This window comes from Virgibacillus flavescens, from assembly GCF_050574275.1.
GTDB classification, from domain to species: Bacteria; Bacillota; Bacilli; order Bacillales; family Amphibacillaceae; genus Virgibacillus_F; species Virgibacillus_F flavescens.
Map to the genome: position 1 here is coordinate 1,537,662 of NZ_CP192260.1, position 19,779 is coordinate 1,557,440.

General features: G+C 42.8%; 18 protein-coding genes. 16 read left to right on the forward strand and 2 right to left on the reverse strand.

Annotated features, from left to right (window positions below):
• Positions 1-219: 219 nt before the first annotated feature.
• From hpaI to VBD025_RS07380, 14 genes are all read left to right on the forward strand, one after another.
• Positions 220-1,122, forward strand: coding sequence for a 2,4-dihydroxyhept-2-ene-1,7-dioic acid aldolase (gene hpaI, locus VBD025_RS07315; protein ID WP_430790762.1), 903 nt, complete (start codon positions 220-222; stop codon positions 1,120-1,122).
• A 14-nt stretch (positions 1,123-1,136) separates the two neighbouring features.
• The gene (gene hpaE / locus VBD025_RS07320; protein ID WP_430790764.1) at positions 1,137-2,621 is read left to right on the forward strand and encodes a 5-carboxymethyl-2-hydroxymuconate semialdehyde dehydrogenase; all 1,485 of its coding nucleotides are present in this window, start codon (positions 1,137-1,139) and stop codon (positions 2,619-2,621) included.
• A 22-nt stretch (positions 2,622-2,643) separates the two neighbouring features.
• On the forward strand, positions 2,644-4,107 hold the full coding sequence (hpaB, locus tag VBD025_RS07325; RefSeq protein WP_430790766.1) for a 4-hydroxyphenylacetate 3-monooxygenase, oxygenase component: 1,464 nt from the start codon (positions 2,644-2,646) through the stop codon (positions 4,105-4,107).
• Positions 4,108-4,134: 27 nt separating this feature from the next.
• The gene (hpaD, locus tag VBD025_RS07330) at positions 4,135-5,118 is read left to right on the forward strand and encodes a 3,4-dihydroxyphenylacetate 2,3-dioxygenase (protein ID WP_430790768.1); all 984 of its coding nucleotides are present in this window, start codon (positions 4,135-4,137) and stop codon (positions 5,116-5,118) included.
• 65 nt (positions 5,119-5,183) lie between these two features.
• Positions 5,184-5,660 (forward strand): flavin reductase family protein, encoded by a 477-nt coding sequence (locus VBD025_RS07335; protein WP_430790770.1) that lies wholly within the window; start codon positions 5,184-5,186, stop codon positions 5,658-5,660.
• 66 nt (positions 5,661-5,726) lie between these two features.
• The gene (locus VBD025_RS07340) at positions 5,727-6,866 is read left to right on the forward strand and encodes a Leu/Phe/Val dehydrogenase (RefSeq protein WP_430790772.1); all 1,140 of its coding nucleotides are present in this window, start codon (positions 5,727-5,729) and stop codon (positions 6,864-6,866) included.
• Positions 6,867-7,227: 361 nt separating this feature from the next.
• Positions 7,228-8,295: a pyruvate dehydrogenase (acetyl-transferring) E1 component subunit alpha gene (gene pdhA / locus VBD025_RS07345; protein ID WP_430790774.1), complete on the forward strand. Its 1,068-nt coding sequence runs from the start codon at positions 7,228-7,230 to the stop codon at positions 8,293-8,295.
• Positions 8,295-9,290 (forward strand): alpha-ketoacid dehydrogenase subunit beta, encoded by a 996-nt coding sequence (locus tag VBD025_RS07350; RefSeq protein ID WP_430790776.1) that lies wholly within the window; start codon positions 8,295-8,297, stop codon positions 9,288-9,290. The genes pdhA and VBD025_RS07350 overlap by 1 nt, the downstream gene beginning before the upstream one ends.
• A gap of 11 nt (positions 9,291-9,301) precedes the next feature.
• Entirely contained in the window at positions 9,302-10,498 is a 1,197-nt protein-coding gene (locus VBD025_RS07355) for a dihydrolipoamide acetyltransferase family protein (protein ID WP_430790778.1), read from the forward strand.
• Positions 10,499-11,920, forward strand: a complete 1,422-nt coding sequence (locus VBD025_RS07360; protein ID WP_430790780.1) for a dihydrolipoyl dehydrogenase family protein — start codon at positions 10,499-10,501, stop codon at positions 11,918-11,920.
• Between the two features lie 432 nt (positions 11,921-12,352).
• Positions 12,353-13,738: a Na+/H+ antiporter NhaC gene (gene nhaC, locus VBD025_RS07365; RefSeq protein WP_430790782.1), complete on the forward strand. Its 1,386-nt coding sequence runs from the start codon at positions 12,353-12,355 to the stop codon at positions 13,736-13,738.
• Between the two features lie 25 nt (positions 13,739-13,763).
• On the forward strand, positions 13,764-14,555 hold the full coding sequence (locus VBD025_RS07370; protein ID WP_430790784.1) for a fumarylacetoacetate hydrolase family protein: 792 nt from the start codon (positions 13,764-13,766) through the stop codon (positions 14,553-14,555).
• Positions 14,552-15,310 (forward strand): fumarylacetoacetate hydrolase family protein, encoded by a 759-nt coding sequence (locus VBD025_RS07375; RefSeq protein WP_430790786.1) that lies wholly within the window; start codon positions 14,552-14,554, stop codon positions 15,308-15,310. Before VBD025_RS07370 ends, VBD025_RS07375 begins: the two co-directional genes overlap by 4 nt.
• Before the next feature lie 243 nt (positions 15,311-15,553).
• The gene (locus VBD025_RS07380) at positions 15,554-15,940 is read left to right on the forward strand and encodes a 5-carboxymethyl-2-hydroxymuconate Delta-isomerase (RefSeq protein WP_430790788.1); all 387 of its coding nucleotides are present in this window, start codon (positions 15,554-15,556) and stop codon (positions 15,938-15,940) included.
• Positions 15,941-16,175: 235 nt separating this feature from the next.
• On the opposite strand, the gene VBD025_RS07385 is transcribed toward VBD025_RS07380, so the two are convergent.
• Together VBD025_RS07385 and VBD025_RS07390 are read right to left on the reverse strand one after the other, a co-directional pair.
• Complete coding sequence (locus VBD025_RS07385) at positions 16,176-17,756, reverse strand: sodium:solute symporter family protein (RefSeq protein ID WP_430790790.1); 1,581 nt, start codon at positions 17,754-17,756, stop codon at positions 16,176-16,178.
• Positions 17,757-17,786: 30 nt separating this feature from the next.
• Positions 17,787-17,897 (reverse strand): symporter small accessory protein, encoded by a 111-nt coding sequence (locus VBD025_RS07390; RefSeq protein WP_430790792.1) that lies wholly within the window; start codon positions 17,895-17,897, stop codon positions 17,787-17,789.
• A 150-nt stretch (positions 17,898-18,047) separates the two neighbouring features.
• Between VBD025_RS07390 and VBD025_RS07395 the strand changes: the two genes are divergently transcribed.
• Positions 18,048-18,839: an SDR family oxidoreductase gene (locus tag VBD025_RS07395; RefSeq protein WP_430790794.1), complete on the forward strand. Its 792-nt coding sequence runs from the start codon at positions 18,048-18,050 to the stop codon at positions 18,837-18,839.
• A gap of 82 nt (positions 18,840-18,921) precedes the next feature.
• Complete coding sequence (locus VBD025_RS07400) at positions 18,922-19,737, forward strand: ZIP family metal transporter (protein WP_430790796.1); 816 nt, start codon at positions 18,922-18,924, stop codon at positions 19,735-19,737.
• Positions 19,738-19,779: the final 42 nt, after the last annotated feature.

The following is a 19,779-nucleotide window of genomic DNA, read 5'->3' on the forward strand; positions in this document are numbered from 1 at the left end:
CTAAGGCTTTCGCCATTAAGGCTTGGCGATAAGCCAAGTTTTCTAATATTTTTTAACTGACGTCTAATCCAAGCAGGACAAGGAATTTCGAATTTATGTCGTTTTATCAGCATTGACATCATATTTGAAATCATATACGATTTAATTGTTCAGAAAATTAGAAAGAAAAACAAATAGAACGTTCAGGTATGTAAATTAAGCAAACGGGAGGAAATTATAGTGGGGTATGAAGAAGCGAAAAAGCGGTTCAGGGGATCCATTTCTCCAGTCATTACACCGTTTAATGAAGATGAAAGCATTGATTTCGATAAATTTAAAGAATTAATTAATTGGCATATTGAAGAAGGAAGTCATGGGATTTCGGTTACCGGCACGTCAGGTGAGCCAAGTTCGATGTCTGTTGAAGAACGTGAAAAAGTAATGGAGACAGCGTGTAAAACGGTTAATGGCCGCGTGCCGTTCATTCCAGGAACCGGATCGACGAATCATCAGGAAACGATGCGCATGACAAAAGCGGCACAGGAAATGGGTGCAGATGGGGCAATGGTCATTGTACCTTATTATAACAAACCGAATCAGCACGCATTATATAAGCATTTTAAAACCGTTGCAGATTCCGTTGATATTCCGATTATTTTATACAATATTCCTGGCCGTACCGCAGTTAACCTCGGGGCCGACACGATCGCCAGTCTGGCAAAGGACTGCTCGAATATTATTGGTGTCAAAGAAGCAAACAAGGATTTTGAGCATGTAAATAAAGTATTGCTTAAAGCAGGGCGCGATTTTAACCTGTATTCCGGTATTGAGGTGCTTTGCTATCCGATGCTTGCGATTGGTGGCGCCGGTCATATTAGTGCTACTGCCAACGTTGCACCGAGGGAAGTTGCTGATCTTTATAACAAGTGGGAAGCAGGGGACGTCAAGGGTGCTCAAAACCTGCATTATTCGTTAATGCCACTGAATGATGTGCTGTTCCGTGATACAAATCCAGCACCAGCAAAAGCTGCATTAGGTATGATGGGCAAAATCAAACCGGTCCTGCGCAAGCCGCTGGATATACCATCAGAGGCGATACAAAATGAAATTCGCGATACATTAAAAGCGTACAAATTACTATAAAGCAGGTGATATTTTTGGAACATAAAAAAGTGGATGATGTAAAACTATACATTAATGGTGAATTTACTGAAGCACATAATTCCGAATACTTCGACAACATGAATCCATTTACAAACAAGGTAACCAATCGGGTGGCCAAAGGCGAGAAGACTGATATCGAAAAAGCAGTTCAGGCAGCTGACGATGCTTTTAAGACTGGTCCATGGGGCAGTATGAAGCAAAAAGAACGCATGGCGTATATTGATCGAATTGCCGATCTAATTGATGAAGAAGTGGAAGAGATTGCTGTGCTCGAATCGCTTGATACCGGGCTGCCGATTAGTCAAACACGAAAAATGGTAGCGCGAGCTGCTGAAAATTTCAGGTTCTATTCGCGCATGGTACAGACGCGCATGCACGGAGATGCATACGCAGTGGACGAAGAATTTATCAATTACACCGTTTACAAGCCACTTGGAGCGGTCGGATTGATTACGCCATGGAACGCGCCATTTATGCTGACAACTTGGAAGGTGGCACCGGCGCTTGCAACTGGAAACACGGTTATTTTAAAGCCAGCAGAACTATCACCGCTTTCGGCAAACAAGCTGGCAGAAATAATTGATAAAGCAGAATTACCTAAAGGTGCATTTAACGTCGTTCATGGATTTGGTGAAACCGCTGGAGATGCGCTTGTTAAAAGCGAAAATGTGAAAGCGATTTCATTTACTGGTGAAACCGTTACTGGAAAAACAATTATTAAAAACAGTGCTGATTCATTGAAAAAAACATCGATGGAGCTTGGCGGGAAGTCACCTTTAATTGTTTTCGACGACGCGGACTTCGAGCGTGCGCTTGATGCGGCGGTTTGGGGAATCTTTTCCTTCAATGGAGAAAGATGTACCGCTAACTCACGGGTTTTTCTCCATAAAAATATCAAGGAACGTTTTGTGAAGGCGTTAAAGGACCGCGTTGAAAAAGTGAAGATTGGCGACCCAATGGAACCCGCCACACAGCTTGGCCCACTAATTCATAAAGGACATTTTGATAAAGTTACAAGCTATATCAATCTGGCAAAAGAAGAAGGATGCACAGTAGTTCAGGGGACTGTTCCTGAAGCGGTTAAGGCTGGAAATTTTGTACCGCCAACCCTATTACTAGAAGCAAAAAATGAAATGCGCGTCAGTCAGGAAGAAATATTTGGACCGGTCATGTCGGTGATTGAATTTGAAACGGAAGAAGAAGTAGTCCAGATGGCAAACGATGTGGACTATGGTCTTGCCGGATATGTCTGGACGAACGACATCAAGCGTGGGCACCGCGTAGCACAGGCGGTTGATTCTGGGATGCTTTGGATCAACGCACAAAATGTACGTGATCTGCGGATTCCATTCGGCGGCATGAAATCAAGTGGTATTGGACGTGAGGGCGGTCACTTTGCCATATTGGAATTTTATACAGAACCAAAAGCAATTCATGTAGCAATGAGCGACCACCATATCCCGCAATTTGGAAAGTAATTAAATATGAGGAGGGCAAAAAATGCCAGCAAAAACAGGTAAAGAGTATGTCGAACGACTAAAAAAAGCCAATAACAACGTATACATTCACGGGGAGCGTGTGGACGATGTAACAACCCATCCTTCTTTTAAAAATGTAATCAAATCGATGGCACATTTATACGATCTGCAATATGAAAAGAAAGAATCGATGCTGTATACATCGCCTACAAGTGGTGAGCAGGTGGGAATGACGTTCATGCAGCCGAAGACAATTGACGATTTACTCATGCGGCGTGATGCAATGCAGGAATGGGCACGTACATCAGGCGGTATGATGGGACGCTCGCCGGACTATCTGAACGCTGAGGTAATGGCGATGGGAATGAACAATGGTTTGTTCGCTGAGGCAGACCCGAAATTTGCAGAGAATGCTAGAAACTATTACGAGTATGCTAGAGAGAATGATATTAGCCTGACTCACACACTCATTCATCCACAAGTAAACCGTGCGAAAATGCAGTCGGAAATGAAGGACGGCAATGTAGCACTGCAGCTGGTGGAAGAGCTAGATGACGGAATTATTGTAAACGGTATTCGCCTGCTGGCAACACAGGGTGGTATTACCGATGAACTTCTCGTATTTCCATCCACCGTTAAAAAGGCTGGTGAAGAGGACGATCCATACTCACTAGCATTTGCAATTCCTAATAATACTAAAGGATTGAAGTTTATTTGCCGGGAATCATTTGATTACGGTAAGAACGAATGGGATCATCCGCTTGGCTCGCGTTTTGAAGAAAGTGATGCAATCGTCTCGTTTGAAAATGTTTTTGTACCATGGTCACGTGTGTTTGTATGTGGAAACTCTTCTGTTTGTAACCGTACGTTCCGGGAGACAAATGCTGTTGTTCATATGACACATCAAGTGGTTGCAAAAAACATCGTGAAGACAGAGTTTATTTTAGGTGTTGCTTTAAACATGATGGATGCAATCGGAATCGATCAGTTCCAGCATGTTAAGGACAAAGGTGCAGAAATTATGCTTGCGATCGAAACGATGAAATCGCATCTTTACCGCGCGGAGCATAATGCGAAGTTAGATGAATCTGGGACGATGACGCCTGATTTTGATGCATTAAATGCTGCACGAAACTGGTATCCGCGAATTTATCCGAGATTGGTAGAAATTATTCGTATACTTGGAGCTTCAGGGTTAATGGGAATCCCGACACAGGCAGACTTTATGCATGAAGAAATTGGACCAATTATTAAAAGCGGACTGCAGGGTAAAAACCTGGAAGGCGAAGACCGCGTACAATTGTTCCGCCTCGCATGGGACGTAACCATGAGTGCATTTGGTGCACGACAAGCGCACTATGAATACTATTTCTTCGGAGATCCAATCAAAATGGGAATGGCTTATTTTGATGGGTACGAAAAAGAGGAACCTAAAAAGTTTGTGAATGATTTCCTGAACCGAGCAGCTAAAGTGGAAGTGAACTAGTTTTCTAGAAATGAAGGGGGAGTACCGATGGATTTTTCTATCATTCGTTGTGCGCGAGCGATTTTACATGTGAAGGACCTTGACGTATCACGCAAGTTTTATGTGGATGCACTTGGATTTATTGAGACCGAATCAGATGACGAGCATATTTACCTGCGTGGGCTAGAAGAACATACACACCACAGCCTGGTTTTAAAAAAATCTGCTGAGCCAAATGTAGAGGTTCTGGGTTATAAAGTTTCCTGTGATGAGGATTTGACGGCCCTTGCAAAAATGTTTGAGCGGAAAGGGTATGAAACGAAGTGGATAAGTAAAGGTGAGCAGCATGCAATTGGCCGCACGCTTCGAGTTCAGGATTGTTCGGGACTGCCGCTTGAGTTTTTTGCAGAAATGGAGCCTGCTGAACGTTTGCTGCAGCGCTATGATTTATATAAAGGATCACGCATGCAGCGGATTGATCACTTTAACTGCAGCGTTCCAGACGTTGAAAAAGCACAAACGTTTTACCAGGAGGAGCTTGGGTTTGCTTGTTCGGAGTATACCGATACGCCAGAAGGAGATGTTTGGGCAACCTGGCTGCATCGCAAACAAACGGTACATGATCAGGCGTTTATGAACGGAGTCGGACCGCGATTGCATCATATCGGTTTTTGGCTGCCTGACCCATTAGCGCTGATTAATACGTGTGATGTATTGGCGTCACTCGGATACGGAGAAAATATAGAGCGGGGACCTGGCCGCCACGGACTGTCAAATGCGTTTTTTCTATATTTACGTGATCCTGATGGCCACCGGATTGAGTTATATAACGGAGACTATTTAACGAGCGATCCAGATTTCAAACCGGTTCGCTGGGATATCAATGATCCAATGCGCCAGACGTTTTGGGGGCACGCAGCACCGGACAGCTGGTTTAACGAAGCGTCCACCGTACTAAACGTCATTACAGGAAAGCAAGTCGAACAAAAACCAGGAAAACTCAAACAGCACAAACCAACATTTGTCATTTAAGGTACCAGGTACGGCCCGAATTATGTCGAATAATAGTTTGTCACAAAGAAAAGGAGTTGGAGCAAATGGATGATCGTACATTTCGAACGGCAATGGGGAGATTTGCAACCGGAGTTACTGTCATCACAACGAAACTTGGTGATGAGGTAAAGGGTATGACAGCAAATGCATTCATGTCGGTATCATTGGATCCAGCACTAGTGCTTATTTCAATAGGGGAAAATGCTCATATAAATAACTATGTAAAAGAATCCGGCAAGTTTGCGGTGAGTATATTAAATAGCGATCAGCAGGAAATTTCCGCATACTTTGCTGGCCAAATTAAAGAAGACAGAGAGATAGACTTTAATTGGTTCAATGGTATGCCGACGATAGAAGACTCACTTGTAAATCTAACATGTGACGTCCACAATTCTGTCGATGCAGGAGACCACACGTTATATATCGGTGAAGTTACGGACGTATGTATTGCAGATGGCAAACCGCTCGCATTTTACTCAGGAAAATACAACGAGCTGCACGCATGCGAAGAAGTCAGATAGATAAAATGGTAAAAACTGGATAAAGTACCAGGTACCATTATCCATTATTAATTGGGGGTTAAATCGATGAGGCAGCAGGTGGAGAATTCTACGTTGAATGCTGATATGTTTCAAAAGATTGCTGGGCATGAACAGGTTGTTTTCTGTAATGATCCGGCTTCAGGGCTGCAGGCGATTATCGCAATCCATAATACAACACTTGGACCAGCACTTGGCGGAACAAGAATGCGACCGTATGACTCCGTGGACGAAGCGCTTGAGGATGTACTTCGACTATCTAAGGGGATGACCTATAAATGCGCGGCAGCGGATTTAGATTTCGGTGGTGGAAAAGCGGTAATTATCGGTGATCCAGCATCAGATAAATCTTCGGCGTTATTTCGCGCATTTGGCCAGTATGTTGATTCATTAAACGGACGTTTTTATACAGGTACAGACATGGGAACAACGATGGATGATTTTGTCCACGCAATGAAGGAAACAAATTTCATTAATGGCATCCCAGAAGCATTTGGCGGTAGTGGCGATTCTTCTATCCCAACAGCGCAAGGGGTTATTTATGGATTAAAAGCTACTAGTCAGTTTCTTACCGGAAGCGACTATTTAGCTGATAAATCCTACTCGATTCAGGGACTTGGAAAAGTAGGTTTTAAGGTGGCAGAACACTTATTGCAAGCAGGTGCTACTGTTTACGTAACGGATATTAATAAGCAGGTATTAAGCTTAATTAAAGAAAAAGCTGCTGAAACGAACGGAACAGTTAAGGTGCTCGACAATGCTGAAATTTACCAGGTGGAAGCGGACGTGTTTATCCCGTGTGCCCTTGGCGGAATTATTAACGATCATACGGTTGAACAGCTGAAGGTTAAAGCTGTGGTTGGATCGGCAAATAATCAATTACTGGAAGCGAAGCATGGAAAAGCGTTGCACGATAAAGGAATTCTATATGCTCCGGATTATATTGTGAATGCAGGTGGTCTTATCCAGGTGGCAGATGAGCTTTATGGTCCTAATAAAGAGCGTGTTCTGGCTAAAACGAAAGCGATTTATACTTCGTTGCTGGAAATATACAAGGAAGCTGATCTTGACTCGATTACTACGGAGGAAGCTGCTAATCGAAAATGCGAAAAGCGGTTGGAGGAACAGCGTACTCGGAGTCATTTCTTTGCGAGAGATCGTCGTCCGAAATGGAATATTCGGGAGTAGGGCTAGGTTGCCGAAAAAGTTGCAATTGGTACGAAATAGGTGGATCTACAATCGCATCTTCTAATATACTTCGCTTTCCGCGGGCGAGTGTCGAGCCTCTTCGGACTGGCGTCCTTCAGGGTCTCGCCGATCTCTTGCTTCCCGCAGGAGTCTTCGTATATTCGAAGATGCTAGGTTAAGGTGAAGAAATAAATTTTCAATATCCACTGCTTTTTCAATGGCTTTTAAATATAAGTCGAGTAGATTTCGCACTGTTATCCCGGGTGGTGAAATAACTGCGGCAATTAGATGTTCAAATTTACAATCCTTCATAAACAATCTTGAAAACTAAAAATACTTTACAACTAAAGGTGTGAATTAGATGGAAGAGAATTACCCGCTTTTTCAAATTATCGATAAAAATGGGGAGGTATCAGCGGAGGAGCATCGCGATCTTCTGACCGAAGAACAAGCCAAAGATTATTACTATAACATGCTGCGAATCAGAACCTACGATCATAAAGGGATCGCACTGCAGCGCCAAGGCAGAATTGGTACCTATGTTCCTTTTGAAGGACAGGAAGCGTCCCAAGTTGGGAGCGCGCTTGCACTTCAGGACGATGACTGGCTTTTTCCAACGTATCGTGACCATGGGGCAACGTTGACCTTTGGAGCGGATTTAGACCGACTGCTCCTTCATTGGAACGGACGAATTGAAGGGTGTGTTCCTTCTTTAACAAAAAATATCTTCCCAGCGTCCATTCCAATTGCAACGCATCTTCCGCATGCAGCAGGTGCAGCCATGGCGGAAACGTATAAAGGAACGAAGAATGCAGCAATCGCTTATTTTGGCGATGGTGCTACATCTGAAGGTGATTTTCACGAAGGAATCAATATGGCGAGTGTATTTAAAGCACCGGTTGTATTTTTTAACCAAAATAATGGATTTGCGATATCACTTCCAATCAATAAACAAATGAATTCGGAAACAATCGCACAAAAGGCGGCAGCGTATGATATCCCGGGTGTTCGAGTTGATGGGATGGATGTGTTTGCGGTTAATTTTGTTGTGAACGAAGCGTTGGAACGCGCGCGAAACGGAGAGGGTCCGACGCTAATCGAAGCGGTAACTTGGCGTTTTGGTGCACATACAACTGCTGATGATCCGTCAAAATACCGGGATCAGAAAGCAAGTGACGCGACTCGTGAAGAAAAAGATCCGCTTCTGCGGTTAGAGAAATTTATGAAAAATGAAAACATGTGGAACGAAGGGTGGGTTGAATCGATTAAAGTAGACATTAAGAAAGAACTGGACCAAGCCGTCGCTGACATGGAGTCGTACGAAAAAGCGAATTCGGACGTTATGTTTGATTACGTATTTGAAGAACCAACCTGGACAATTGAGGAACAAAAGAAAAGCTTCAACGCACTAAAAGGGGGCGTCTCCTGATGACAACGACACAAAAAACAAATTCCTTAACCTTAATTCAAGCAGTCAATGATGGGTTACGGGTTATGTTGAAAGAGGATAAAAACACCTTAATTCTGGGGGAAGATATCGGAAAAAATGGCGGCGTATTCCGAGCAACGGTTGATCTGCAGGATGAATTTGGTGAAAATCGTGTGATTGATACGCCGCTAAGTGAAGCAGGGTTTACTGGCGCTGCAGTCGGGATGGCATTAAACGGATTACGACCGATTGTAGAAATTCAGTTTCTTGGCTTTATTTACCCGGCATTTGAACAAATTGCAACTCATGTAACCAGAACCCGCACACGTACAATGGGCCATTACAGTCTGCCGATGGTTATTCGTGCGCCATATGGTGCTGGTGTTCGTTCACCGGAAATTCATTCGGACAGTGTGGAAGCTCTTTTTACACATTTGCCAGGCATTAAAGTTGTTTGCCCTTCGAATGCTTACGATGCAAAGGGGTTAATGATCGCTTCTATTGAAGACCCGGATCCTGTATTATTTCTAGAGCCAATGCGCCTGTATCGAGGAGAACGCAATGATGTTCCGGAAGAAAAATATACCGTAGAGCTTGGAAAAGGTGCACGGGTACAAGAGGGTGAAGATGTTTCCATATTTGCATGGGGTGCCATGGTTCCTGTTGCGTTAAAAGCTGCTGAGGAAATGAAAAAGGACAATGTCTCATGTGACGTGATTGATCTTCGTACACTTTATCCACTTGATAAGGATATTATTGCTGATTCGGTACAAAAAACTGGCCGTGTGGTCATTGTGCATGAGGCACATGCAACCGGCGGAGTATCCGGGGAAATCATGTCGGTCATCAACGATACGTCGTTTTTATACTTACGGTCACCAATCGAACGTGTAACAGGTTTTGATGTACCTATTCCGCTGTTTGCTATAGAAAATGATTATCTGCCGACACCGGAACGAGTAGTTCATTCCATTAAAAAAGTAGTCAACTTTTAGGAGGTGAGACGATGGTAGAAGTTAAATTTCATGATATTGGTGAAGGAATGACGGAAGGCGAAATCATTCATTTTTTTGTGAGTGTTGGCGATGAAGTCACCGTTGACCAGCCGCTTGTTGAACTGCAGACAGATAAAATGGTGGCAGAAATTCCGTCACCCGCAGCTGGGAAGATCAGCAAGATTAATTTCAGCACAGGTGAAGTTGTAACGGTCGGCACTGCCATTATCGTAATCGATGATGGAAAAGAAACGGCACCTGCAGAAGAAACGAAACCTGCTGCACAAGCAGAAGAACAAGTTGAAATCAAACCGCAAACCAGCAATCAATCGATGAATCACAAACGTATTCTGGCTGCACCGTTCACCCGAAAAATTGCTCGGGATCATGATATTGATATCGAGCAAATTAGTGGATCTGGTCCAGCTGGAAGAGTAACCGATGATGACGTTTATGATTTCATCGATGGCGGTGACAAGTTAGAAGAGAGTGCTGAGACGAAACAGGTCGAACCTGAATCAGATACTATTCCTTATACCGGAATGCGTAAGCAGATTGGAAAAAAATTGACCGAAGCGGTTACGACTATCCCGCATGTTACTCATTTTGACGAAGCTGATTTGACGAATGTATTAGCATTCCGAAACGAATTAAAGCAGCAGGGAGAATCGATTTCTGTCGTAGCGTTTTTCCTGAAAGCAATTACGATTGCACTGAAGGAACATCGAATATTTAATGCGCATCTGGATGAAGCAAACAATGTCATCCACCTGGCTAAAAACTATCATATTGGACTGGCTACAGATACCGAAAAAGGACTGGTCGTTCCTGTCCTTCGTGATGTCGATAAAAAATCGATTCGTCAAATTAACACCGAAATGAAGGCATTGACGAAAAAAGCCCAGGACGGAAAACTTACTGCAAGTGATATGAAGCATGGTACATTTACGATCAGTAACGTTGGTCCGCTTGGTGGTACCGCAGCAACACCGATTATTAATGGAGACCAGTCAGCAATTATTGCATTTCATAAGACGAAAAAAACTCCAGTTGTGATGGATAACGATGATATTGCAATCCGCCAAATCATGACGATGTCCCTATCATTCGATCACCGTGTTGCCGATGGTGTGCAGTCGGTTAAGTTCACAAACCGTTTCATCGAACTAATGGAAGAGCCGAAAAAGCTAATATTGGAGATGGTGTAAATGGTTGTTGGAGAATTTGCTGAAAAACGGGACGTCATGATTATTGGTGGTGGACCTGGTGGTTACAATGCAGCAATTCGTGCAGCGCAGTTAGGGAAAACAGTAACCCTCATTGAAAAAGCTAAGCTTGGTGGCGTATGTTTGAATCAAGGCTGTGTACCATCGAAGGTTTTCACACATGCAGCTAAGCAATTGGCGTCTGTACCCGCAATGAACACAATGGGGATTGTGACAGCAGAGCCAACTGTTGATTTGGAAGCGTTGATTGCCTATAAGGAAAAAACGGTAAACCAGCTGCGCGGTGGTGTAGAATCACTTTGTAAAGCAAATAAAATCGAGATTATTGAAGGGGAAGCTAATTTCACTGGAGAAAATAAAATTGGGGTCGCGAATGGTCATCAGTTTGATGTGTATGAATTTGACTATGCGATTATCGCAACCGGCAGCTCATCAATCGTGCCTGACGGAGTTCCAGCTTCGCATGCCCGTGTACTTCTGCCTGAAACGGTCTATCAAATCGATGAAATTCCAGAATCACTAATCGTGTACGGCAGTGATTATATTTCACTTGAGGTTGCGTTCAGTTTTTCAAAACTTGGTAGTTCTGTATCTATTGTGCTTGATGGACACGAGGACTTTATTTTTGACGATACAATCAACAGAGAATTGAAACGCATTTTGAAAAAAGAAAAAATCAAGGTGCATCGCGGGTACAAACTTGAAGGTGTGGAAACTGCTGAAAAGGACCTGATAATCAGCGTGACCAAAGATAATGAAACAACAACGATGCAGGCAACACATACGTATATTGCTGCTCAAAAACAAGCTAACATTCAGGAGCTAGGTCTTGAGCGTCTTGGTGTTAAGGTAACAGACGCAGGCTTTGTTGAAACAGACGATACAATGAAAACGGCAGTGCCGAACATCTTTGCGGTAGGGGATATCACCATTGGTAAAGCAAGTGCTGTAAAAGCGATTAAACAAGGTAAGATTGCTGCCGAAACAATAGGTGGCATGAAGAGTGAGGTTGACCTTACCTTTATCCCAACCGTGGTACATAGCATCCCGCCAATTGCTACAGCTGGTTTAACTGAAAAAGAGGCAAAAGAACAAGGTTTTACAATTAAATCGAGTCAAACTTCGGTAAGTGGAAATAGTTATGCAATGATTTCTGGTGAAAAATCTGGTATAGTATCTGTCATTAAAGATGTAGATACAGATTTATTATTAGGCGTTCATATGATTGGTTCGGGTGCTGTTGAACTCATCAACACGGGTGTTACAGCTCTTGAGATGGTGGCGCGGGAAGAGGATCTTCGTTTTCCTTCGTATCCGCATCCGAGTATGAATGAGGTGTTTGTGGAAGCGATAGATGGGCTTTCTGATATGGCAATTCATACGCCGCCGAAGAAAAATAAGTAAAGAAGTTCATATTACCTTTTGCTCGTTAGCAGTAGTCACTGAAAAATTTACATGTGGTACGAAATAGGTGGATCTATGATCGCATCTGCGAATATACTTCGCTTTCCGCGGGCACGGCTTCAGTCTCCTCGAGAAAAGCACTCTGCGGGGCCTTCAGACTCGTGCTGTTCCCGCAGGAGTCTCGTATATTCGAAGATGCTAGGTTGAGGTGTAACATTAAATTTTATAAAATCCATTACTTTTTCAGTAGTCTTGAAGAAGCTACGTGAGACTCCACAAGCAAGTGTGTTTTACTGCTTTCTAATATGAACTAATGACAACATTCTTTTACTGAAAAGGCCTAATTAATAAATCGGTAACTACTGAAATTCTCTCTTGATGATAAAAACCAAATTTCGAAAACCACACCATGAAATAAAGGGGATTTTTGCTATGTACCGAATTAAAGCAGTTCAAAAACCATCATTGATGGAAGCGGTATTTATGACGGTTGCCGTTCTTTTGGTAATCAGTTTTGGAATTATTTATTTTGAAGCGGCACCGCATATTCCACTAGTGCTTGCCTTACTGTTGCTGGTCATTTATGGTCTGATCAAACGCCTGTCATATAAGACAATCGAAGAAGGAATCACAGAAGGTGCCAAAGCCGGGATGGGAGCCGTTTTCCTTTTCTTCTTTATTGGTATCCTGATTGCAGCCTGGATGATAGGCGGAACGATACCTTCACTGATTTACGCTGGATTTGAACTGGTAACACCGAATTTCTTTTTGGCAATCGTATTAATTGTGACATCAATCGTAGGGGTTTGCGTAGGCAGCTCTTTAACTACTGTCGCAACAGCTGGACTTGCGTTTATCGGAATTGCGACTGCTGCAGATATTTCACTGGCAGTTACTGCCGGTGCCATTGTTTCCGGTGCATTTTTTGGTGATAAAATGTCTCCACTTTCTGACACAACCAATATGGCATCATCGATTTTGAAAGTGGACCTGTTCGAGCATATTCGCAATATGTCGTGGACAACGATCCCGGCTTTCCTGATTACACTCGTAATCTTTCTCATTATTTCACCGGAAATTTCATCAGCTAGTTTTGCCCAAATGGAGACATTCCAGGAAGGGTTACGCTCAACAGGGCTTGTGACCTGGTATAACGGATTAATTCCAGTAGCTGTTTTGCTTGTTATGTCAATCATGAAGACACCTGCATTGTTAACCCTTGCGAGTGGTGCTGCCAGTGCGATTGTGATGGCATACATAAATGGGTTTATTCCAGTCAAAGATCTGCTTGGAGTCCTTTTTGGTGGATATGTATCAGAGACAGGAATTAAAGAAGTAGATGCGCTGTTATCGCGGGGCGGATTAAACAGTATGATGTTCACAATTGGAATTGTTCTGCTTGCCCTAAGCCTTGGCGGATTATTATTCAAGCTTGGTATTGTACCAAGATTGCTTGAGTCAATCGAGAGCCTGCTTAAGAAAGTAGGTTCCGTCATTGCAGCTTCTGCGCTAACAGCAGTGGGTATAAATGTACTGATTGGGGAGCAATACTTATCGATTCTGCTAACTGGAGAAGCGTATCAGTCCCGTTACGAAAAACTGGGGTTAGCTAACAAAAATTTATCCCGAGTAACCGAAGACGCTGGAACGGTTGTTAACCCGCTTGTGCCGTGGAGTGTTTGTGGTGCATTTATCACAACGACGCTTGGCGTATCGACATTGGCGTATCTGCCGTTTGCGTTTTTCTGTCTGTTATCACCAATTCTGACGATTGTATTTGGATTTACCGGTAAAACGTTAACATATATCGAAAAATAATAGATTGATGGTAAGGAGGAGTATTGTGTATCAAGCTAAAGCGAAATTCAATGGCTCTGCAAATTACGATGAAATCGAAATAGATTTTTCAGATAAAATTAAGTGGAATGGAAAGACCTATACTCACAGTGACGTTTCTTGGCAGTCACCTGTGTCCGGATCTGTTTATGGTACGTTATTAAACTTTCAGGGACAGCTCGATTTAATGAAAGACGAGCTGCACAATAAACCATATAACGAACCGCCTAAAAAACCGATCATGTACATTAAGCCAGCAAATACGCTAAATAACCATAACCAGTCTGTTGCAATACCTGAAGGCGAGAAAGCAGTTCAAGCAGGTGCAGCGCTCGGGGTTGTTTTTGGAAAGACTGCGACAAATGTATCGGAAGAAAACGTGATGGATTATATTGCAGGTTATACGGTGGTGAACGATGTCAGTATCCCACATGAAAGCTTTTACCGGCCGGATATTCGAAATAAAGTACGGGATGGATTTTGTCCTGTAGGTCCGTGGATTGTGGGTCAGGATGTTGTCGAAGATCCGAATAATTTAACAATCCGTGTTCAGGTAAATGGTGAACTCGTACAGGAAAATAATACGAAAAACATGGTGCGGTCGGTTCAGCAGTTAATATCGGAAGTAACTGACTTTATGACCTTCTATAAAGGGGATATGCTGCTTGTCGGTGTCCCGGAGAATGCCCCACTTGTGAAGAATGGGGATACGGTTCGAATTGAAATTTCGAATGTTGGATTTTTGGAAAATACATTTGTCACTGAAACAGCAATCGTTCCAGGAGGTGGTCATCGATGAAACATGCACGTGTAGCCTGTTTAGGTGGAATTCATGACGCAGAAGTAATGGATGATAAGCTGAAGCTTGCGGATGGAAGAATCGTTGATCAGAAAGATGTTAGCTGGATGACACCTGTTGAGCCTGGTACAGCCTTTGTACTTGGTTTAAACTATGCAGATCATGCCAGTGAAATAAGCTTTAAACCGCCTGAAGAACCGCTAGTATTTTTAAAAGGACCGAATGCATTTGTTGGGCATGATGGACAGACAAGACGTCCTAAGGATGCTACGCACATGCATTATGAATGTGAGCTGGCTGTAGTCATTGGCAAAACAGCCCGTAACGTCAAAGAGGAAGATGCGTATGAATATGTTAAAGGATATACCATTGCAAATGACTATGTAATTCGTGATTATCTGGAAAACTACTACCGTCCTAATCTGCGCGCGAAAAACAGAGATGGGTTAACTCCACTTGGCCCATGGTATGTCGACCGTGATGACATTGAAAATCCTATGAATCTAGGTTTGCGCACGTATGTAAATGGCGAGCTGAAACAGGATGGATCTACAAAGGATATGGTATTTGATATTCCACAACTAATCGAATACCTCAGCAGTTTTATGACGTTAAGCGAAAACGATATCATTTTAACTGGAACGCCTAAAGGTACAGTACATGTATACGAAGGGGACATAGTAGAAACAGAAATTGAAGGAATAGGATCACTGAAAAGCACAATTGTCGGTGATGAAATTTTTTCTCGTACGTAAAAAAATTTTATGTTTATCTGTCTAGCTCCAGTGCCTAGCCCCTCGAGGTTTTAAGTCAAATCTCAATGCGTGCAAAAACCATCACTAAGAGATTCGTCTTAAACTTGTCGGGAAAGAAAGTATAAATGCTTTCTTACTGCATAAGTGCAACTAAGGCTTTCGCCATTAAAGCTTGGCGATAAGCCAAGTTTTCTAATCGGGGCTGACCAAGGCGCTTGCGCTTTTCTGAATAGGAGGATTTGAATGCCACATATTACAGTTGAGTATACGGACAATATTGAAAAGGAAGCAAATATCCGTGATTTTTTAAAAAAGATTAATGAAACGCTGATTGCAGAAGGTGGTTCATTTAAACCAGGCGCAATACGGTCCCGTGCGATTAAACTAACCGAATACTTCGTGGCCGATGGAACCGGCGAAAATGACGCGTTTGTGCATGTCACGATGAAAATCGCATCTGGGAGAACGCCTGAAGTGAAGACTGCTGCGTGTGACCATTTATTCGAAATGATGCAAGCACACTTCCGTGAACTCTATGAAAATCGTTATCTGGCATTATCGCTTGAGTTATATGAGTTTGGCGAAGGCGGTACGTATAAACAGAATAATATTCATAAGCGGTATAATTAGAAATAGTGTCCAGCAAATTTGCTGGACGCTTTTTTTGGTTGGTGTGCGATTTATGTGAATGGGTGCGCGGAAAACTAGGATGTTGCGCGAAAACACGAGACATTGCGCGAAAACAGCCGGAGAGTGCGCGAAAATCTGGAACAGTGCGCGAATGTCAGATATGATGCGCGATTTTGTTCAGGTAGTGCGCGATAATGCTGGTGAGCCGCGCGAAAATAAGATCATTATGATCGAATTAAATACTTTCTTTCAAATTGCTAGATTCAACTTCCACAGGTTGTTGCTTCGTCATTAAACTAACCACTACTAACGCTATTGCGGAAAGCGGTAATGCGTAGAAAAGCGGATCTACAAATGTCCATGGGAAGCCGAGCAGCGTATCTTTACCAAATAGTGCTTTAGAGATTCCAAATGCGGAAGCTTCTTTTACATGGAAAAAGATAAAGCCGATGATACTTACCGCAAACCCCGTTATTGCGCTGGTAATAGCGCCTTGCTTTGTTGCTTTTTTCCAGAACAATGCTCCCATTAAAGAAGGTAAAAACCCGGCAGCACATATTCCAAACCAGAATGCAGTAGCTCGTGCAATAATGCCTGGAGGTAAGAGGTACGCTAAAACAACGGCGGCTATGATACCTATTAATACACCGATTCGGCTGGTATCTATACCTGCTAATTTTTTCACTCCAACATTCTTTAAAATATCTTCACCAAAAGCTGTTCCCTGCAGATGGATCAACGAGCTGATAGTCGATATTGTTGCTGAGAGCAGTGTCAGCGTAAACAAATAAATAAACCACTCAGGCATTAAATCATTAATGAACATAGGTATAACCAAGTCCACATTGCCTGCAGCAACTGTCATTGAAATATTTCCACCTTCCTGAAAAAAATAAAGGTTGGAAAGCGGACCAATCATAAATGCTGCACCTGTCATGAAAAAGATGAACACTCCACCAATTAGAACAGAACGATATAAGGATTTGTCACTATTAACGGTCATTGCGCGCATTGCCAGCTGTGGCTGTGCGAGAACGCCAATTCCCACTCCCATGATAATCGTACTGACAACGGTCCACCAAATTGGGGAACCAAACTCTGGCATAACTGTCCAGCCCCGATGGCCTTGATCAGCTAATCCTTCTGGTACCATATTGGCCATTGCTGCAAGGCCGCGATGCGCTGCCTCAACTCCACCGAGAACAGAATAGGTAGCTATCAGCAAAATAGCCATTCCAACAAACATAATAATAGCTCCAAACGCATCCGTGTACATTACTGCACGTATACCCCCACTAATTACATAGATACCAACAATAATCGCTAGGATAAATAATGCCAGGTCGTAATTAATGGCAAGCGATTCCTGCAAGAAGCGTCCGCCGCCAACCAGTACGATACTCGTGTACGCTGGCATAAACAGGAAAATCATGGAAGCGGTAAAGATAGTAAGGAATTTTGACTTGTATTTTTTCCCAAGCAGGTCGGGAAACGTATACGCATCAAGTGTCACCGATAATTTCCGTATCCTTGTCCCAAATACAGCGAAAGCAACCAGAACGCCAAGCGCTATATTCAGAAATGCGAGCCATAATAAACTGAATCCAAATAGTGAAGAAACTCCACCGAACCCTACGAGGGCTGAAGTACTGATAAATGTTGCGCCGTATGAAAGCGCCATAACAAATGGGCTGATATTTCGGCCGCCGACGAGGTAATCAGCTCGTGACTTGGTTTTTGTATAGCCATAATAGGCAAGACCAGACATAATCGCAATAAAAATCAGACATATAATAACGAGGACCATATAATTCATTAAAAATCTCCTTTCCACTAAAAATAATTATTAGGAATCACCTTTATTCCAAGTAAAAATTCCAAACACAACACAGCCAATAGCTGAAATGATCGTACCAAGCCAGGCAATGATAATCATCGGATCCGTTAGTCCAAACATTTTCCCCCTCCTATCCCAGCACTTCAGAAAGCGCTTTCATTTTGATGCATAACTTTCATTTATGTATTATCATAGTAATAAATTCTATATGATTTTGAATGAAATTTCAATATTATCTAAAAATTAAACAGGAAAAGAGGTTTTTAAATAATGGATCTTTTATTAAATGGGAAATCAGTTATTGTGACAGCTTCAAGTAAAGGACTAGGTAAGGCAATTGCTACTGAATTCGCACGGGAAGGAGCACATGTGCTGCTGGCAAGCAGAAGCGAGGAAACGCTGCAGAGAACGGTTGATTCTATTAAAGAAGAAACAGGAAATAAACATATTGATTATGCGGTATGTGACATGAAAGATCCGCATACAATTAAAGAAATGGTAGAGAAAGCAATTAAATGGAATGGAACAGTTGATGTACTCATTAACAATGCTGGGGGACCTCCTGCAGGTAAATTTTTCGACATGAGCGATGAAGACTGGTATCACACATTTGAACTGAACTTGCTTAGTTTTATTCGGACGATGCGAGAAGCGGTACCTGTTATGAAGAAACAGCAGCAAGGGCATATTGTTAACATTGCGTCGTCATCCATTAAACAAAGTCTTGATAACCTGATATTATCGAATACCATGCGTCCAGGGATTGTGGGGCTGGCAAAAAGTATGTCACAGGAATTAAGTGCAGATAATATCATGATTAATACTGTTGGACCGGGAACAATTGAAACAGATCGCATAAGTGAACTGAATCAGCGAAAAGCCGAGCAAACTGGAGAGTCCATGGAATCAATTAAAGCGAATGCTGAAAGCCAGATACCAATTGGCCGGTACGGAAAACCAGAAGAATTTGCTAAAGCAATTGTGTTTCTTGCTTCAGGGGCAAATACGTATATAACGGGCCAGTCACTGATTGTGGACGGGGGATTAGTGAAGGCGTTATAAAAAATAGTCATATGTTTGCCTCGCGCAAGAATCATGTGTATGGTTAAAAAGAAAGAAAGTTACTAATTTGGAGCGTGAGCGTATGATTGATTACTTAAGCACATTTGACCCTGTTGTATTAGCTCTATTTGCAACGCTGTTTACATGGGGAATGACGGCACTCGGTGCTGCACTTGTGTTCACACAAAAAAATATGAATCAAAAATTTTTAGATAGTATGCTTGGGTTCGCAGGAGGCGTAATGATCGCTGCAAGTTTCTGGTCACTGCTAGCTCCGGCGATTGATATGGCTGAAGATGGACCAGTTCCAGTTTGGGTTCCTGCTGCGGTTGGTTTTATGCTTGGAGGTCTTTTCTTGTGGGGTGTTGATAAAATTCTGCCTCATTTACATCCTGGTCAGAAAATTGATACTGCTGAAGGTATAAATCCAACCACCAAGAAGCGAAGTACATTACTGGTACTCGCAATCACATTACACAATATACCCGAAGGTCTTGCAGTCGGTGTGGCATTTGGAGCTGTTGCAGCTGGCTTTGATTCAGCTTCGATAGCCAGTGCAGTTGCGTTGGCTATCGGTATCGGTATTCAAAATTTTCCAGAGGGTGTAGCAGTTTCTATGCCATTACGCCGAGATGGAATGTCCCGCAGAAAAAGTTTTATGTATGGTCAAGCTTCAGGGTTAGTTGAACCAATTGCTGCAGTGTTTGGTGTCTTGGCCGTCACATTTATAGCGCCATTACTTCCTTACGCATTAAGCTTTGCCGCCGGTGCCATGATTTTTGTGGTAGTAGAAGAAGTTGTTCCAAGCTCACAGGAAAATGGCAACAAGGACTTAGCTTCCTTGACACTGATGATTGGATTTACCATCATGATGATTCTAGACGTAGCACTTGGATAAAAAGCAAACGTATATATTAAATGCTAATCCGAACGACCATTC

What these genes read in the sequence shown, in the direction of transcription:
- VBD025_RS07350 (WP_430790776.1), top strand. Translation starts at nt 8,295, where the DNA reads ATGACAACGACACAAAAAACAAATTCCTTAACCTTAATTCAAGCAGTC.
- VBD025_RS07340 (WP_430790772.1), top strand. Translation starts at nt 5,727, where the DNA reads ATGAGGCAGCAGGTGGAGAATTCTACGTTGAATGCTGATATGTTTCAA.
- VBD025_RS07335 (WP_430790770.1), top strand. Translation starts at nt 5,184, where the DNA reads ATGGATGATCGTACATTTCGAACGGCAATGGGGAGATTTGCAACCGGA.
- VBD025_RS07390 (WP_430790792.1), bottom strand. Translation starts at nt 17,897, where the DNA reads ATGTTTGGACTAACGGATCCGATGATTATCATTGCCTGGCTTGGTACG.
- pdhA (WP_430790774.1), top strand. Translation starts at nt 7,228, where the DNA reads ATGGAAGAGAATTACCCGCTTTTTCAAATTATCGATAAAAATGGGGAG.
- VBD025_RS07395 (WP_430790794.1), top strand. Translation starts at nt 18,048, where the DNA reads ATGGATCTTTTATTAAATGGGAAATCAGTTATTGTGACAGCTTCAAGT.
- VBD025_RS07385 (WP_430790790.1), bottom strand. Translation starts at nt 17,756, where the DNA reads ATGAATTATATGGTCCTCGTTATTATATGTCTGATTTTTATTGCGATT.
- VBD025_RS07355 (WP_430790778.1), top strand. Translation starts at nt 9,302, where the DNA reads ATGGTAGAAGTTAAATTTCATGATATTGGTGAAGGAATGACGGAAGGC.
- nhaC (WP_430790782.1), top strand. Translation starts at nt 12,353, where the DNA reads ATGTACCGAATTAAAGCAGTTCAAAAACCATCATTGATGGAAGCGGTA.
- hpaD (WP_430790768.1), top strand. Translation starts at nt 4,135, where the DNA reads ATGGATTTTTCTATCATTCGTTGTGCGCGAGCGATTTTACATGTGAAG.
- VBD025_RS07375 (WP_430790786.1), top strand. Translation starts at nt 14,552, where the DNA reads ATGAAACATGCACGTGTAGCCTGTTTAGGTGGAATTCATGACGCAGAA.
- VBD025_RS07360 (WP_430790780.1), top strand. Translation starts at nt 10,499, where the DNA reads ATGGTTGTTGGAGAATTTGCTGAAAAACGGGACGTCATGATTATTGGT.
- VBD025_RS07380 (WP_430790788.1), top strand. Translation starts at nt 15,554, where the DNA reads ATGCCACATATTACAGTTGAGTATACGGACAATATTGAAAAGGAAGCA.
- hpaB (WP_430790766.1), top strand. Translation starts at nt 2,644, where the DNA reads ATGCCAGCAAAAACAGGTAAAGAGTATGTCGAACGACTAAAAAAAGCC.
- VBD025_RS07400 (WP_430790796.1), top strand. Translation starts at nt 18,922, where the DNA reads ATGATTGATTACTTAAGCACATTTGACCCTGTTGTATTAGCTCTATTT.